General features: G+C 71.0%; 11 protein-coding genes. 6 read left to right on the plus strand and 5 right to left on the minus strand.

Annotation, left to right across the window (positions count from 1 at the left end):
* Positions 1-174 precede the first annotated feature (174 nt).
* From mtrA to Q9R08_RS12495, 6 genes are all read left to right on the plus strand, one after another.
* Positions 175-855: an MtrAB system response regulator MtrA gene (gene mtrA / locus Q9R08_RS12470; RefSeq protein WP_308868351.1), complete on the plus strand. Its 681-nt coding sequence runs from the start codon at positions 175-177 to the stop codon at positions 853-855.
* A 7-nt stretch (positions 856-862) separates the two neighbouring features.
* On the plus strand, positions 863-2,599 hold the full coding sequence (gene mtrB, locus Q9R08_RS12475; RefSeq protein ID WP_308868353.1) for an MtrAB system histidine kinase MtrB: 1,737 nt from the start codon (positions 863-865) through the stop codon (positions 2,597-2,599).
* Entirely contained in the window at positions 2,596-4,305 is a 1,710-nt protein-coding gene (locus Q9R08_RS12480) for an LpqB family beta-propeller domain-containing protein (protein ID WP_308868354.1), read from the plus strand. Before mtrB ends, Q9R08_RS12480 begins: the two co-directional genes overlap by 4 nt.
* 93 nt (positions 4,306-4,398) lie before the next feature.
* A complete protein-coding gene (locus tag Q9R08_RS12485) occupies positions 4,399-5,118 on the plus strand; it encodes a phosphoribosyltransferase family protein (protein ID WP_308868497.1) in 720 nt (239 codons plus the stop codon).
* 120 nt (positions 5,119-5,238) lie between these two features.
* Positions 5,239-5,898, plus strand: a complete 660-nt coding sequence (gene hpf, locus Q9R08_RS12490) for a ribosome hibernation-promoting factor, HPF/YfiA family (RefSeq protein WP_308868355.1) — start codon at positions 5,239-5,241, stop codon at positions 5,896-5,898.
* A 142-nt stretch (positions 5,899-6,040) separates the two neighbouring features.
* Positions 6,041-7,252 (plus strand): amidohydrolase family protein, encoded by a 1,212-nt coding sequence (locus Q9R08_RS12495; RefSeq protein WP_308868356.1) that lies wholly within the window; start codon positions 6,041-6,043, stop codon positions 7,250-7,252.
* Positions 7,253-7,413: 161 nt separating this feature from the next.
* On the opposite strand, the gene Q9R08_RS12500 is transcribed toward Q9R08_RS12495, so the two are convergent.
* The 5 genes from Q9R08_RS12500 to Q9R08_RS12520 all read right to left on the minus strand — a co-directional run bounded on the left by Q9R08_RS12500 (position 7,414) and on the right by Q9R08_RS12520 (position 15,202).
* Positions 7,414-8,775 carry a coiled-coil domain-containing protein gene (locus Q9R08_RS12500; RefSeq protein ID WP_308868357.1) on the minus strand — a complete coding sequence of 454 codons (1,362 nt, stop codon included), beginning with the start codon at positions 8,773-8,775 and terminating at the stop codon, positions 7,414-7,416.
* Positions 8,776-8,907: 132 nt separating this feature from the next.
* On the minus strand, positions 8,908-10,692 hold the full coding sequence (locus Q9R08_RS12505; RefSeq protein ID WP_308868499.1) for a DEAD/DEAH box helicase: 1,785 nt from the start codon (positions 10,690-10,692) through the stop codon (positions 8,908-8,910).
* A 181-nt stretch (positions 10,693-10,873) separates the two neighbouring features.
* Complete coding sequence (locus Q9R08_RS12510) at positions 10,874-13,741, minus strand: ABC transporter permease (protein ID WP_308868358.1); 2,868 nt, start codon at positions 13,739-13,741, stop codon at positions 10,874-10,876.
* Positions 13,742-13,865: 124 nt separating this feature from the next.
* Positions 13,866-14,588: an ABC transporter ATP-binding protein gene (locus tag Q9R08_RS12515; protein ID WP_308868359.1), complete on the minus strand. Its 723-nt coding sequence runs from the start codon at positions 14,586-14,588 to the stop codon at positions 13,866-13,868.
* Positions 14,585-15,202 carry a PadR family transcriptional regulator gene (locus tag Q9R08_RS12520; RefSeq protein ID WP_308868360.1) on the minus strand — a complete coding sequence of 206 codons (618 nt, stop codon included), beginning with the start codon at positions 15,200-15,202 and terminating at the stop codon, positions 14,585-14,587. Before Q9R08_RS12520 ends, Q9R08_RS12515 begins: the two co-directional genes overlap by 4 nt.

Below are 15,202 nucleotides of genomic sequence, written 5' to 3' on the forward strand. Positions count from 1 at the left end.
TTGGTCCCTATCGTTCCACATCGACCGGATGCCGCACCCGCCGGGCTCGGGTGTCTCTCGGCGCCCGCTCGGGCGAGGCTCGGCCGCTCCACAGGCCGTGTCGACTACTCTGTGTGAAGCGCATGGGGACGGCGCGTGCCGTCTGTGCCTGGAGAGAAGGAACGAACGCGCGCGATGACTTCACGCATCCTGGTGGTCGACGATGACACCGCCCTCGCCGAGATGATCGGCATCGTGCTGCGCACGGAGGGATTCGAGACGGTGTTCTGCGCCGACGGCGCCGAGGCCGTCGACGTCTGGCGCACCGAGCGCCCCGACCTGATCCTCCTCGACCTGATGCTGCCCGGCATGGACGGCATCGAGATCTGCACCCGGATCCGCGCCGAGTCCGGCATCCCGATCATCATGCTCACCGCGCGTACCGACACGGCCGACGTGGTGAAGGGACTCGAGTCCGGAGCCGACGACTACATCGTCAAACCCTTCAACCCGAAGGAGCTGGTCGCCCGCATCCGCACGCGGCTGCGCCCGGCGAGCCAGCAGGCGAACGACTCGCTGCGCATCGGTGATCTGACCGTCGATGTCGCCGCGCATGAGGTGCGCCGCGGCGACGGGCCGATCGCGCTCACGCCTCTCGAATTCGAGCTGCTGGTCGCGCTCGCGTCGAAGCCGCAGCAGGTGTTCTCGCGCGAGATGCTGCTCGAGCAGGTCTGGGGCTACCACTACAAGGCCGACACACGCCTCGTGAACGTGCACGTTCAGCGTCTGCGCGCGAAGGTCGAGAAGGACCCGGACAACCCCAAGATCGTCACGACGGTGCGCGGCGTCGGATACCGCGCCGGCGCCGTGGTCTGAGGTCCCCATGACAGCGCCGATCACGGGCGTGGCCCCGACCCGTGCGCGCGTCGCGTGGTGGCGTCTGTGGCGAGCCTGGCCGGGTGACATCGCCGGCCTCTGGCGGCGTTCGCTGCGGTTCCGCACCCTGCTCGTGACGATCGGCCTCACCGCGCTCGCGGTCGTCGTCGCGTGCGTGTGGATGGGGCTCGCGATCCAGAACGATCTCTTCGCCTCGCGCAAGGACCAAGTCCTCGTCGATGCGGAGCAGGCGCGCGCCGCGGCGCAGCGCACGCTCGATGCCGCCGTGCAGAGCGACGCCGTGCCGATGCAGAACGTCATGACTCTCGCGTTCAATACGCTGCGCGGCCAGTCGTCGGCCGAGATGGTCGCCGCCTACCGCATCGGGCCGCCCGTGCCGAACGCGCCTCAGGACTTCAGCACGGCCGAGGCCGTGATGCCCGGCCTCCTGACGACGTCCATGCGCGCGCTCGTGCGCACCAATCCCGATCAGCAGATCTGGCAGCCCATCGCGCTGCCCGACGGTGCCGACACCAGCGTCCCCGGCATCATGGTGGGCCAGCAGCTCGCCATCGAGGGCGTCGCCTCGTACGAGCTCTACCTGGCCTACGATCTCGCGAACGCGCCGCAGACCCTGACGTTCGTGCAGCGCACTCTCTGGGTCGTCGGCATCGGGTTGGTGCTGCTCATCAGCGGCATCGCCTGGTTCGTGCTGCGATCGGTCACGGCACCGATCAGCGAGGCCGCCGACACCAGCGCCATGCTCGCGGCCGGACGGCTCGACGTGAGACTGCAGGTTCACGGCGAGGACGAGCTGGCCACTCTCGGCCGCTCCTTCAATGCGATGGCCGACAGCATCGAGTCGCAGATCAAGGAGCTCGCCGAGCTCTCTCTCGTGCAGCAGCGCTTCGTCTCAGACGTCTCGCACGAGCTGCGCACGCCGATGACCACCATCCGCCTCGCGGCCGACATGATCAACGACCAGCGTGCCGACTTCGACCCTGCCACCGCGCGGGCGGCCGAACTGCTGAACGCCCAGGTGCAGCGGTTCGAGACGCTGCTGACCGATCTGCTCGAGATCAGCCGCTACGACGCGGGATCGGTGCAGCTCGAGCTCGAACCGACGAGCCTCGCGCACCTGGCGGAAGACGTCATCGGCTCGATGCAGCAGCTGGCCGAGCAGCACGGCACCGACGTGCGCCTGGTGGCGCCGGGCGGATACTCCCCGGTCGAGATGGACCCGCGGCGGGTGCGGCGCGTGGTGCGCAATCTGCTCGGCAACGCGATCGAGCACGGCGAGGGCCGCCCGATCGTGGTCACCGTCGACAGCGACCAGCAGGCCGTCGCCATCGGGGTGCGCGACTTCGGCATGGGCATGAAGCCGGAGGACGTCGAGCACGTCTTCGACCGCTTCTGGCGTGCCGACCCCTCCCGCAAGCGGACCATCGGCGGCACCGGCCTCGGGCTGTCGATCGCGCTGGGAGACGCCAAGCTGCACGGCGGCGAGCTCGCACTGTGGTCGGAGCCCGGCCGGGGAACCAACTTCGTGCTCACGCTTCCGCGACAGGGCGCGCCCCTGAACGGCGCGTCGCCCATCCCGGTCGATCCGGGCGACGACGCCGTCGCACCGCTGGAAGACCTCGGGCTGACCGCCCCGATCGACGTGCCCCCTGCATCGGGCGCGGGAGCGCCGGGCGGCGGATCGGGTCACGGCGCGTCCGCGCCGCAGGGAGGAACCGCATGACCCGGGCACGCAGCATCCTCGCCCTCCTCCTGGCGCTGTGCGCGGTGGTCGTCACCGGGTGCGCCGGGTTCCCGACGGACGGTCCCCCCGAGTACGGGATGCAGAACGGCGGAACAGGCGACGGCTCGCAGAATGTGGCCTTCATCCCGAACCGGCCGCAGCCCGGTGCCACGCCGCAGCAGATCGTCGAGGGCTTCATCGACGCCGGCTCGGGGCCGGGCGTCACGGGCAACTGGGACGTCGCCCGGGAGTTCCTGGCGCCTTCGATCGCCGACGACTGGGCGCCCGAGGCCGGCGTCATCGTCGACGAGCGCGCCGAGAGGGATTATGTCGAGACCCAGGAGGGCGTCGTCGATTTCGCCTCGGAAGTGGTTGCCAGCGTCGACGACAAGGGTGCGTACGAGCGCGCTGACCTGTCACCGGGCAGCTGGCCGTTCCGCCTCGAGAAGCAGTCGGACGGCGAGTGGCGCATCACCGAGACGCCCGACGGCATCTGGCTCGACGAGGCGCAGTTCCCCACCGTGTTCCATCGCTATCCGCTCATGTATTTCGATACTTCGGTGCAGTATCTGGTGCCGGATGTCCGCTGGTTCCCCGTGACCAAGGCGGCCGGGAGCATCGCCGACGCCCTCGTGAACAAGACCCCGAGCGAGTGGCTGGTGGATTCGGTCTACACCGCCTTCCCCGACGGTGTGACGGCGGTGCCGTCGGTTCTCGTCGATGACGACGGAGTGGCCGAGGTCGCACTGTCGGACGGTGTGCTGGGCGCGAACAGGGAAGCGCTCGACCGCATGCTCACGCAGCTCGAGGAGAGCCTGAGGACTGCCGGAGTGACCGAGGTCGTGATGACCGTCGAGTCCATACCGATCGACGCGGAGCCGGTGGCAGTCCGTTCGACGCGGGTGCCTGCGGCGCCGCTGGTGCTCACGGAGGCGGGTTTCGGCTTCCTCACCGGCGATGAGGTCGACAAGATCCCCGGGCTCTCGGCTGCGGTCGAGAGCGTGCCGGCCGTCAGCGTCCAGGTCGGCCCCGAGCGCGACCTCGCAGCGGCGAGACTCGACTCGGGCGCCGTGGTGCGGCTGAGCTCCGCCGGCACCGACCCCGAGAGCCTCGACACGCGCAGCGGCCTCGTGGACCCGACGATCGACGGGTACGGGACGGTCTGGAGCGTCCCACGCGACGACCCGAGTGCACTGCATGCCTACCTGCCCGGCGGAGACATGGTGGAGGTCGCTGACGCGTGGAGCGGGGCGACCGCGATCGCGGGCATGGCGCTGTCGCGCGATGGCGCGCGCATCGCCGCCGTCGTCAGCGCCGGTGGCCGCACGGCGCTGTGGGTGGCGGGGGTGGTGCGCGACGAGGACGGTGTGCCCATCCGGCTCGGCACGCCCGTCCCGCAGCTGGCGGTGGTCGGGGGCGCGGTGGTCGGCGTCACGCGGATCGGCGTCACGTGGATCGACGAGGCGTCCGTCGGGGTGCTCAGCAGCGGCGACGCGGAGACCACCGTTCTGGAGCAGGTCGTCGGCGGACCGACGTCCGTCTCGACGGGCGCGTCCGACATGGCGTCCATCGCAGGCGGCAGCGGCATCTCGAGCCTGCGGCTGCGCGCGGAGGACGGCACGCTCTACGTCAAGCGCGGCACCGCCTGGCAGCCGACCGCGACGGGGATCATCGTCCTGGCGACCCAGCAGGGGGCGCCGCAGTAGCGTTCCTCCACCGAGGGACGTTCGCTCTGTTTCTCCACGAGTCTGCGCCACGGCCCTCGTCAGACGTCCGACGTCGGCCAGGCTGTGGCCGTGATGAGGGAGACCGCGACCGTGCTGCGCGAGGCGTGCGCAGATGCGCTCGCGCTGCTCCTGCCGGTCTGGTGCGCGGGGTGCGACGAGCCTGACATCGCGCTCTGCGAGCGGTGCGCGGTGGCATTGCGACCCGACCCGCGGTGCCGGATCGTCGACGCACCTGGCGGCGGCGTGGAGGTGTGGAGCGGGCTCGCATTCGAGGGCGTGGCCGCACGGGTGCTGCGTGCGATCAAGGAGGACGGGCGAACCCGGCTCGCCACGGCCCTCGCGCCGGCGCTCGCAGCCGCTCTGGACCGGGCCGGCGCCGCCGGCTGCGTGCTCGTCCCGATGCCCACGTCACGGGCCGCATACCGACGGCGCGGGTTCCGGATGCCGGAGCTGCTCCTCCGCCGTGCGGGGCGGCGGGGGCGACGGATCCTCCGCCTCGCGCGGCGGACGGACGACCAGCGCGGGCTCGATCGCGACGCGCGCCGCCGCAACGTCACGGGCAGCATCATCGCGTCGATGCCTGCTGCGCCCGCACCCGAGGCGGGGGCGCGGCGAGGCGGTTCGGGCGCCGTCGGGTCGGCTGCAGGCCTGAGAGTGGTGGTGGTCGACGACGTCGTGACGACGGGCGCCAGTCTCGCCGAGGCGGTCCGTGCGATGCGCGCGGCAGGCGTGGAGGTCGTGGCGGCGGTGACCGTCGCGGCGACTCCAAGACGGCGTGGCACACCCGGATGAACGGGACCCGTCGCATTCGAAACTCACAGGTGACAGAGTCCGGACGCCGGGCTACCGTGGGGGTGACAAGGCGACTGATGGTCCGCCCTTGGCCGGGCGGACCGGAACAAGGAGGCAGGGATGGAAACCAGCATCGTCGGCGTGGGAGTGGGGATCACGGATCGCTTCCGCGGAGTCGTCGAGGAGAAGGCCGCCCGCATCGAGAACCTCGCTCCGCGCGCTCAACGCGTGGATGTCAAGGTCACGCACCGCGCCTATCACAACGGCCGCGTAGAGGATGAGACCGTCGAGCTCACGGTCAACGGCAAAGGACCTGTGATCAGGGCCGAAGCCACGGACGGAGACAAGTTCACCGCTCTGGACCTCGCCGTCGACAAGCTGTGCGAGCAGCTGCGTCGCGCGAAGGACAAGCGCGTCGACGCGCGCAACCACCCGCGCGGAGCCAAGTTCGAGAAGGGCAGCGGCGCGATCCAGGGGATCGATGTCCAGCCGGCGTCCGTCGACGTGCTCCGCGCCGTCGCGACCGGGGAGATCCCGATCGTCACCGGCAACGAGGAGGAAGAGGGCTACACGCCCGTCGTCATCCGGACGAAGGAGTTCCACCCCGAATGGATGTCGGTGGAGGAGGCCGTCGATCGCATGGAGCTGGTCGGCCACGACTTCTTCCTGTTCATCGACGTCCGCACCGACCACCCGAGCGTCGTCTACCGCCGCAAGGGCTGGGACTACGGCGTCATCTCGCTGACCACGCAGGCGCAGCCGGAAGAGCTGGCGTCCTGAATCGGCACACGTCGTTCTGACAGGCGGCAGCCTGGCAGAGAATGAAGGGTGCGGCCGTCTCGGCCGCACCCTTCATCTGTCTCCGCGCGTGCTTCCGGTCCCGGCACGCCGCGCGGCGGCATCCCCATCCGGAAGGACCCTCGTGATCATCCGCAACGTGCGCCCCTGGGGCGCCGACGCCGCCGACATCCACATCGAGAGCGAGAGGATCGCCGCGATCGCACCGCACGACGCGACGCGGGCGCCGGGCGCGGACGACGTGGACGGGCGCGGACGACTGGTCTTCCCGTCTTTCAGCGACGTGCACGTGCACCTGGACTCGTCCCGGATCGGGCTGCCGTTCCGTCCCCACACCGGCGCACCCGGCGTGTGGGGGATGATGCTCAACGACCGGAACAACTGGCGCGACACCGAGGTGCCGCATGCCGAGATCGTGGCGGGCACGCTCGAGCAGATGATCGCGAAGGGGACGACCCGCGTCCGCTCCTATGCGCAGGTCGATGTCGACTGCAAGCTCGAGAAGTTCGACTCCGTCCTCGCGGCGAAGGAGAAGTTCCGGGGCCACGCCGACGTGCAGATCATGACGTTCCCGCAGGCGGGGATCCTCCGCGAGGCCGGCACGGTGGGGTACCTCGAGGAGTCGCTCAAGCAGGGCGCCGATGTCATGGGCGGCATCGACCCGAGCCAGCTCGACCGCGATCCGGCGCGGCACCTGGACATCGTGTTCGGGCTCGCGGAGAAGTATCAGGTCGAGGTCGACATCCACCTGCACGAGCCGGGCGCACTCGGCGTGTTCAGCACCGAGCTCATCCTCGAACGCACGCGTGCGCTCGGCATGCAGGGAAAAGTCACGATCTCGCACGCCTACGACCTCGGCTCGGTGTCGGAGGCGGTGAGCCGCCGACTCATCGACGAGTTCGCGGAACTGGATGTCGCGATGGCGACGGTCGCCCCATCGACGACGGGGCACCTGCGGCTCATCGATCTGGTCGAGGCCGGCGTCCGGGTCGGGTTGGGTGAGGACGGCCAGCGCGACTATTGGAGCCCCTACGGCAACTGCGACATGCTCGACCGCACGTGGCAGCTCGCGTTCGTCAACGGCTTCCGCCGCGATGACCACATCGAACTCGCGCTCGCGGTCGCCACGATGGGCGGTGCCTCCCTCATGAGCCGTCAATCTCCGAGGGTCGCGGGAGTGGGGGATCGTCCCGGCGTCGCCGTCGGCGACCGCGCCGATCTCGTACTCGTGGACGGCGAGACACCGGCGAGCGCGGTGATGGACCGGGGCGTCGATCGCACGGTCATCCACGACGGCCGCATCGTCGCGGACGGGCTCCGTGTCCTCGGGATCTGACAACGGGGCGGCCGTGCGCGCTGACCGGCTGAGCGGATGCCTCGAGCCGGCGCGGTGCGGGGGTGAGGCACTCCCGCGCCCTGCCATCGCAGCATCGCACGCTTCCGCCGCCGTTCACCACGAGCGGATACCGGCGCCCGGTGGAGCGGGCGGGGCGACCGTCAGTCGATGAAGCCGTCGAGGATGCTGCCGATCACCAGGCCGCCGAGGATGCCGCCCATGAGGTCGCTGCCGCCGCTGCGGCGACCGCCGCCCCAGCCGCCCTGCTGGCCGTAGCCCGGCCCGCCCCACTGCTCGGGCTGCGGTCGGGCGGCGTCGATGTCGCGCTGGGCGAGCTGCAGCGCCTCGCTCGCCAGGAAGGCGGCGCGGCGGGCCATGGCGAACGCCTGCTCGCGGTGGTCCTCGTCGATCGTGGTGACCGCGGCAGCCGACGCGCCGAGGTAGCGGTCGAGGTCGAGGCGCACGCGCTCGGCCTCGGCGAAGCGCGTCCGCGCGTCGGCGCCGATCCAACCGCGGTGGCCGGCGATGACGTCACGGGAGACGGCCAGCTGCCGGTCGGCGTCGTCGATCGCGTGCCGGACGTGCTCGAGCGGGGGGATCGGACGGGCGGCGCGCTCCCGGGCCGCCGCGATCGCGGCATCCAGCCCGGCGTTCGCCTCGCGCAGGCGCGTGAGCTGCTCGAACGGATCGGTGTTGACGCCGGCGGCCGGGAGGGCGGCCAGAGCGTCCTGCAGCTCGGCGATCGCGGCGGTGACGGCGGGGGACTGGGGCTCTCGGAGGGCGACCACGAGGTCGCCCCGCGAGTCCTCGACGATCGCGGCGAGCGTGGACTCGGCGCGCAGCGCCTCGACCTCGAAGGTCTCCACCGCGTCGAGCAGCGTCTCGGCGCGACGGACCGACTCGGTCGATGCCTCGAGCGCCATGTTCGCCTGCTCGCGCTGCCCGGCCTCGCGGCGGCGCTCGGCCACGCCGGCGCTGTGCTCGGCGAACCCGAGCAGCTGCTCCGCCTCGGCGGGGTTCGCCTCGATCTGCGAGAGAGCGTGCGCCGAGTACCGGACGGCCAGCCGGTCGACGGTCGAACGGGCGTCGGGGAGGCGCAGTCGGAGCCGAGCGGCATCCGCTCGCACCCGCGCGATGACCTCGGGAGCGCGACGCGCCCGCTCGATCGCCGCCGCGAGCGCCTGGGTGCGGTCGTCGAGCAGATCCTCGGCCCACTCGCACAGCTGCACGATGCGCGCGTTGCGGGTGCGAAGCTCTTCAGGCGTGTCGGGGATCTCGTCGTGATTCAGCTGGTGCAGGTGGAACGCCTCCTGCATGTGCGTGCGCACCGACTCCACCGCCTCGCGCAGCTCCGTGGTCGGACCGGCGCCGAGTTCGGCGTCGGCGAATGCGAGCTCGTCAGTGGTGAGCCGCAGGCGCTCGTCGGCTGCCACCAGCGCCTGCTGTGCGCGGCGCGCCAGATCGGCGTCCTGCGTGTTCAGCTCTTCCTGCTCGCGCTTGCGTCTGCCCCAGAATCCGGCCATGGATCGATCCTACGGGGGCCGCTGAGAGCGAGCTGATGCGAGCGGGCCGCAGTGAGGAATGTTCGCGCACAGCGTGGCCGCGCGCCGGGTGAGTGAGGCCCGGCGCGCCGTCACGTACGGCGGAGCGCTGTCTCAGCCGTCGGAGCGCTTGTGCCGCGGCTTGCGCGCCGGCCGGTCGTCGTACGAGCCGCGCGCGGTCGAGTCGCCGTAGCCGCGACCGCCCGAAGCGCGGTCGTCGCGGCGGGGGCGGGAGGCGCCGTCCGTCCGGCGCTGCGGGCGCCCGCTGTCGGGGCGCAGCTCGATGAGCTGCCCCGAGATGCGGGTGTCGGCGAGCCGGTCGAGGGCGTCGCGCGAGAGGTTCGCGGGAAGCTCGACCAGCGAGAAGTCCGGCATGATCTTGATCGCGCCGAAGTCGTCGCGGCGGAGGCCACCCTCGTTCGCCAGTGCGCCCACGATCTGACGCGGCTCCACGCGCTGGCGCTTGCCGACGGCGATGCGGTACGTCGCGAAGCCTTCACGCGGGGCCCGGCGCTCGCCGCGCTCGGGACGGTCGCCACGATCCGGCCGTTCGCCGCGGTCCGCGCGCTCACGCGTGGGCGAAGGCTCGGCGTCGGGCTCCAGGAGAAGAGGCGTGTCGCCCTGCGCCACCACGGCGAGGGCGGCGGCCACGTCGGCCTCGGGCACGTCGTGATTGCGCACGTAGTGGGCCACGATGTCGCGGAAGGCCTCGATGCGCTCGGCCTCGCCGAGGGCGGCGGTGATGCGGTCGTCGAAGCGCGAGAGGCGGGTCACGTTGACCTCGTCGACGCTCGGCAGCGGGATCTCGGTGAGCTGCTGACGGGTGGCGCGCTCGATCATCTTGACCAGGCCGCGCTCGCGCGGCGTGACGAAGCTGATGGCGTCGCCGGTGCGGCCGGCACGACCGGTGCGGCCGATGCGGTGGACGTAGGACTCGGCATCCGTCGGGATGTCGTAGTTGACGACGTGCGAGACGCGCTCGACGTCGAGGCCACGGGCGGCGACGTCGGTCGCGACCAGGATGTCGAGCTTGCCCGACTTCAGCTGGTTGACCGTCTTCTCGCGCTGCGGCTGGGCGATGTCGCCGTTGATGGCGGCGGCGGAGTAGCCGCGTGCGCGGAGCTTCTCGGCGATCTCCTCGGTGACGCTGCGCGTACGGCCGAAGACGATCATGCCGTCGAAGTTCTCGACCTCGAGGATGCGCGTGAGGGCGTCCATCTTCTGCTGCCACGCCGTGATGAGGTAGCGCTGCGAGATGTTCGCCGAGGTCTGGGTCTTGGACTTGACCGTGATCTCTTCGGGGTCGCGAAGGTACTGTGACGCGATGCGCCGGATCTGAGCGGGCATGGTCGCAGAGAACAGGGCGACCTGCTTGGTGGCGGGAGTCTCCGCGAGGATGGTCTCGACGTCCTCGGCGAAGCCCATCTTCAGCATCTCGTCGGCCTCATCGAGGACCAGGTACTGCAGGGCAGAGAGGTCGAGAGTGCCCTTCTCGAGGTGGTCGATGATGCGGCCCGGCGTTCCGACGACGATGTGCACGCCGCGTCGGAGAGCGGACAGCTGGACGCCGTAGCCCTGGCCGCCGTAGACGGGGAGGACGTGCACGTCCTTCAGGTGGCCGGCGTACTTCTCGAACGCCTCGCAGACCTGCAACGCGAGCTCACGCGTGGGTGCGAGCACGAGCGCCTGAGGGGTCTTCTGCGACAGGTCGAGCCGGTCGATGATCGGCAGCGCGAACGCGGCGGTCTTGCCCGTTCCGGTCTGCGCCATGCCCACGACATCGCGCCCGCCGAGCAGCGTCGGGATGGTCGCCGCCTGGATCGCCGAAGGCGTCTCGTAGCCGATGCCCTTCAGCGCCTTGAGGACGGGCTGGCTGAGCCCGAGGTCGGAGAAGGTCATCGCTGCGGGCTCGGTCTGAGCCTCGACTTCGATCTGATCGGCGTCTGTGTGCACAGTTAAGCGTAGCGGGACCCGCCTGGGAGACGACAGGACGCTGCCGCTCGGCGTCGCCTGAGGATGCGGGGCCGCTCGTCTACGACGCGGCATCCGCCGGCTCCGTACCAACGCGGGATGAGTCCCGTCACGTGATCGCGGTGCGGCGCGTGAGGTCGGGACGCCGCGGTGGAACCAGCCAGTTGACGAGTGCGATCGCGAGCGGCAGGCCGAGACAGAAGAGGCCCAATACCTGCCAGGGGATGTCGGCGAGCAGAAGCGTGCCCTGCGACTGGATCGAGAAGCCGATGGGCGGAAGGATGCCGGCGATTGCGCCCGCCATCGTGCCGAAGCCCGCGATGATGAGTCCCTGCCAGAATCCGATGCTCCGGCGCAGCACCGGCGTGCCGCCGACGGCGGCGAGCGTCGCGTCGTCGGGCCGCCGTTCGAAGCGGGCCAACCCCAGGGCGACGGCGCTCGCCCCCAGCACGAGGACGGTCACGACCGACAGCAGGGGGACGATCCAGGCGGCGTCGCTCGGTGGCCCCGTCTCGACCGTCTGCGCGAGGGTGAAGTCCTCACCGCTCGCAAGCTCGACCTGAGCCTGCAGGCGATCGCGCTCCTGCGTCGACAGGGGCACCTCGAGCGAGGCGATCACACGTTCGGGGACGGCGACGATGCCGAGCCGATCCGCCGTGGCCGGGGCGATCGCGATCGCGGTCGGCTGCCGGGGCGCGTCGACGACGATCGCGTCGACCTGCTCCTTCCACGCCGGGTCGGCGATTCGCTGGTCGGACCACGGGATCCAGACGTTGCTCGGCATCCCATCGATCAGGTCGCCGCCTGACCATGCCGCGATCGAGATCTCGCCGTCGGTGACGAAGCGGCGGTCCGCGACGATCGCCGCACCGTCGCGGTAGGCGGCACGCTGGCCCGGCGTCAGCGTGATGCCGAGCGCCGTCTCCAGATCGTCGGGTTCCACCACCGACAGCGGATTGTCGGGATCCTGGCCGTTCGAGGTGAAGCTGTCGTCCCGCTCAGGATCGAGCAGGTGCTGCGGAGGAAGCAGCGCGATCGCGAGGGTGAGCTCGTCCGGCACCTCCTCGGGCGAGCCGAAGCTCCACTGACTCGGCTGCTGCCGCGCGACGACGGCGAGCTCGGTGGCGCCCGCACCCTCCGCGACGTCCACCGCGGCCGCCCTGCCGCTCTCCGCCGCGACGAGGTCTACCACCCCCGTCGTGCTGCCGGCACCCGGCCAGATGCTGATCGAGAGACTCCCGGGCGGCGCGGCGTAGTACCAGGTGCGCGCATTCTGAGCCGTCTGCATCGAGGACTGTCCGACCGCGAACACCCCGATGAACACGGTCGCGGCGATGGCCGCGAACGCCGGCACCGTGCGGCCCGCGTTGGCCGCGGCATCCCGCGACGCGATCCTGGCCGCGAGCCCGACGCGGGAGAGGAAGCGGGACGTCGTCCACAGGAGCCAGCGGCCCGACATGAGGATGCCCACCTGGGTGAGGATCGGGCCGACGACGATGCCGAGCGCGGGGAGGTATCTCAGCGGGGAGTCGCCCGGCAGATCGGAGACGTTCACCGCGGCGACCACGACGGCGCACGTGATCGTCATCGCGACACCGACGAGCAGCACCACGGATCCCCACACAGGCCGCACCACTCCGGGCTTCTGCGGGCGCCGAGCGCCGCTCAGCGCGTGGAGGACGTCGGTCCTCGCGACGGTGCGGGCCGGGACCAGGGCTGCGACGGTGCCCACCACGGCCGCGAACACGAAGATGGCGGCGAGCCCCGGCCAGGGCACATGGAAGCCCCAGTACTGCGTGGCGCTCCCGTCCGCGGTGAGCGCGACGACGAGAGCGGCTGTCCCGACGCCGAGGATGAGGCCGGTGACGCCGCCGAGTGCGCCGAGCGTCGTGCCCTGGAGGAGGACGATCCGCGACAGATCGCCGCGATTCGCTCCGACGCTCGCGGCGACGGCGAGCGACCTCTGCTGACGGCGTGCCGTCACCGCGAACGCGGCGCCGGCGAGCATGACCACGACATAGGCGGCGAAGAGTCCGCCCGCCGAGATCACGAGCACGATCGGCCAGACGCTTGCCCACTCGTCGAGCACCGAGCCGCGCACCTCTTCGCGCAGCGCGGTCGGCGGATCGAGGACCACTGCGCGCGAGTACGCGACGATGCCGTCTTCGTTGAGCGCCTGCACGCCCTCCCACGACAGGACGAGCTCTGGCAGGTACCACCGGCGCTCGCCGCCGATCACGCCACGCAGTTCGGCGGTGCTCGGCAGGAACACCGCCTCGGCGGCGTCGGGCAGGGTCGCGGCATCCAGCGTTCCGACGATCTCGAACGTGCCCGCGCCGTCGGCGAGCGTCAGATCTCCGCCGATACGGACATCGAGCCGTTCGAGAGTCGCCGGAGTGACCATCGCCTGGGTCGTGCTGGTCGGGCGCTCGCCGTCGACGATGTCGAACGCACCTGAGAAGCGCGGGTCCCAGGCGTCGCCCGTCCACGCCGCGACGAGACGCACGCCGTCGCGCGTCTCGACGCGCGCGTCGGCGCTGGTCAGCAGGATCGTCTCGGTGCCGGCCGGCAGCGCCGCGATGGGATCGTCGCCGATCACGCCGTCGGGCAGCTCCCAGATGCCGTCATCGCCCGGCGGATAGCCCGTCCACTGCGGCTGCGTAGGCGCTTGCCAGAACCCCTCACCAGGTACGCCGACGGGGGCGATCCACGCCTGCATCTCACCCAGCTCTGCACGCACTCTGTCTTCCGGCGTGCCGAGACTGCTCGCGGCGAAGATGCCGTAGGCGGTCATCGCCGCGATCGGAAGCGCCACGAGCGTCACGATCAGCAGGCTCGACAGCGTGGTGCGGCGCACCTGGCGATGAGCCAGTCGCACCGCGACGCGCCACCGAGACCCTCCGCTCCCGCGCGCACGCCGGGCAGCGGCATCCGGCTCCACGCTCTCGTCGATCGACGCCTCGAGAAACTCAGTCATCGCGCCTCCGCCCGACAGGAGCGGAGGAGATGTGAGGAAAGGAGGAGGGATCGGCGTCGATCCGTCCTCCACTCGTCGCATCTCCTCCGCTCGTGACGTGCTGCGCCGCCCGAGTGCGGCAAGCTCACCGCAGGTCCCCGGCGAGCAGGGACTCGGCGCCCGCGCGGCGCGACTCGTCGATGATCCGGCCGTCGCGGAGGAACACGATGCGGTCGGCGAAGGCGGCATGGCGGGCTTCGTGGGTGACCAGGATGCCGGCGGCTCCGGCATCCACGCGCGCGCGAAGCATCTTGAGCACCAGCTCGCCGGTCACCGAGTCGAGCGCGCCGGTCGGCTCGTCCGCGAGGATCAGACGCCGCCCGCCCACGACGGCCCGCGCGATGGCGACACGCTGCTGCTGGCCGCCCGACAGGTCGTCGGGATACGAGTCCGCCTTGGCCTCCAGGCCGACCGACGCGAGCGCGTCGCGCCCGGCGCGACGGGCGACCCGGGCGCGGAACCCGTCGAGCTCCAGTGGCAGGGTCACGTTCTCGAGCGCCGTGAGCGTCGGGATCAGATTGAAGTCCTGGAACACGAAACCGAGCGACCGTCGCCGCAGGCGTGCCAGCTGCTTCGGCGACTGCTCACTGAGGTAGGCGCCTTCCACGACGACTTCGCCCGTCGTGGGGATCGCCAGCCCACCTGAGATCGCCAGCAGCGTGGACTTGCCCGACCCTGACGGTCCCATCACCGCGACCAGTTCGCCGCGGCGCACCTCGAGGTCGACGCCGGAGAGCGCCGAGACGGCGGTGGCACCCGTGCCGTACTGCTGCGTCACCCCGATGAGCCGCAGCACCGCGTCGGTCATCGCGCCGTCTCGACGGGCTCGACCGGCGACTCCTTCGCGGGGCGGCCGCGCTTGGGCTTCTCCGTCGACAGCTGCAGCGCCATCGCGTGATCGGGATGCAGCGCCAGGCGCTGCTCGGAGTGGTCGAGCCAGCGCACCTCGGCCTCGGCGGCGAAGATCATCGAGTCGACGACGAGCGACCAGGCGAGCTCCTCCGGGCCGTCGGGGTTCGCACCCGCGTACTTGGCCCGATTGAGCTCCTGCAGCTGGGTGAGCGACGCGCGGCGCTGCGTCTGGATGATGTCCGACACGTCGACGCCGGGGAGCGTCGCGGCGACGGCCAGCTTGATCGCCAGCTCGTCGCGGGTGCCCTGGCTGCGCTGGACCGGCGAGCTCAGCCAGGCGTGCGCCTCGGCGGCTCCGGCATCCGTGATCTGCCAGTACACATGGCCGTGCTCGTCGACGTCTCCCTTCTCGACGAGGCCGTCACGTTCGAGGCGGTCGAGCGTGTTGTAGATCTGGCCGACGTTGAGCGGCCAGGTGGAGCCGGTGCGGCGGTCGAACTCGGCGCGCAGCTGGTAGCCGTAGCAGGGACCTTGATCGAGGATGGCGAGCAGACTCTGTCGGACGGACAC

The organism is Microbacterium psychrotolerans, assembly GCF_031085295.1.
Taxonomy (GTDB): Bacteria; Actinomycetota; Actinomycetes; order Actinomycetales; family Microbacteriaceae; genus Microbacterium; species Microbacterium psychrotolerans.

What these genes read in the sequence shown, in the direction of transcription:
- Q9R08_RS12515 (WP_308868359.1), bottom strand. Translation starts at nt 14,588, where the DNA reads ATGACCGACGCGGTGCTGCGGCTCATCGGGGTGACGCAGCAGTACGGC.
- Q9R08_RS12485 (WP_308868497.1), top strand. Translation starts at nt 4,399, where the DNA reads ATGAGGGAGACCGCGACCGTGCTGCGCGAGGCGTGCGCAGATGCGCTC.
- Q9R08_RS12480 (WP_308868354.1), top strand. Translation starts at nt 2,596, where the DNA reads ATGACCCGGGCACGCAGCATCCTCGCCCTCCTCCTGGCGCTGTGCGCG.
- Q9R08_RS12505 (WP_308868499.1), bottom strand. Translation starts at nt 10,692, where the DNA reads ATGACCTTCTCCGACCTCGGGCTCAGCCAGCCCGTCCTCAAGGCGCTG.
- Q9R08_RS12510 (WP_308868358.1), bottom strand. Translation starts at nt 13,741, where the DNA reads ATGACTGAGTTTCTCGAGGCGTCGATCGACGAGAGCGTGGAGCCGGAT.
- mtrA (WP_308868351.1), top strand. Translation starts at nt 175, where the DNA reads ATGACTTCACGCATCCTGGTGGTCGACGATGACACCGCCCTCGCCGAG.
- hpf (WP_308868355.1), top strand. Translation starts at nt 5,239, where the DNA reads ATGGAAACCAGCATCGTCGGCGTGGGAGTGGGGATCACGGATCGCTTC.
- mtrB (WP_308868353.1), top strand. Translation starts at nt 863, where the DNA reads ATGACAGCGCCGATCACGGGCGTGGCCCCGACCCGTGCGCGCGTCGCG.
- Q9R08_RS12500 (WP_308868357.1), bottom strand. Translation starts at nt 8,775, where the DNA reads ATGGCCGGATTCTGGGGCAGACGCAAGCGCGAGCAGGAAGAGCTGAAC.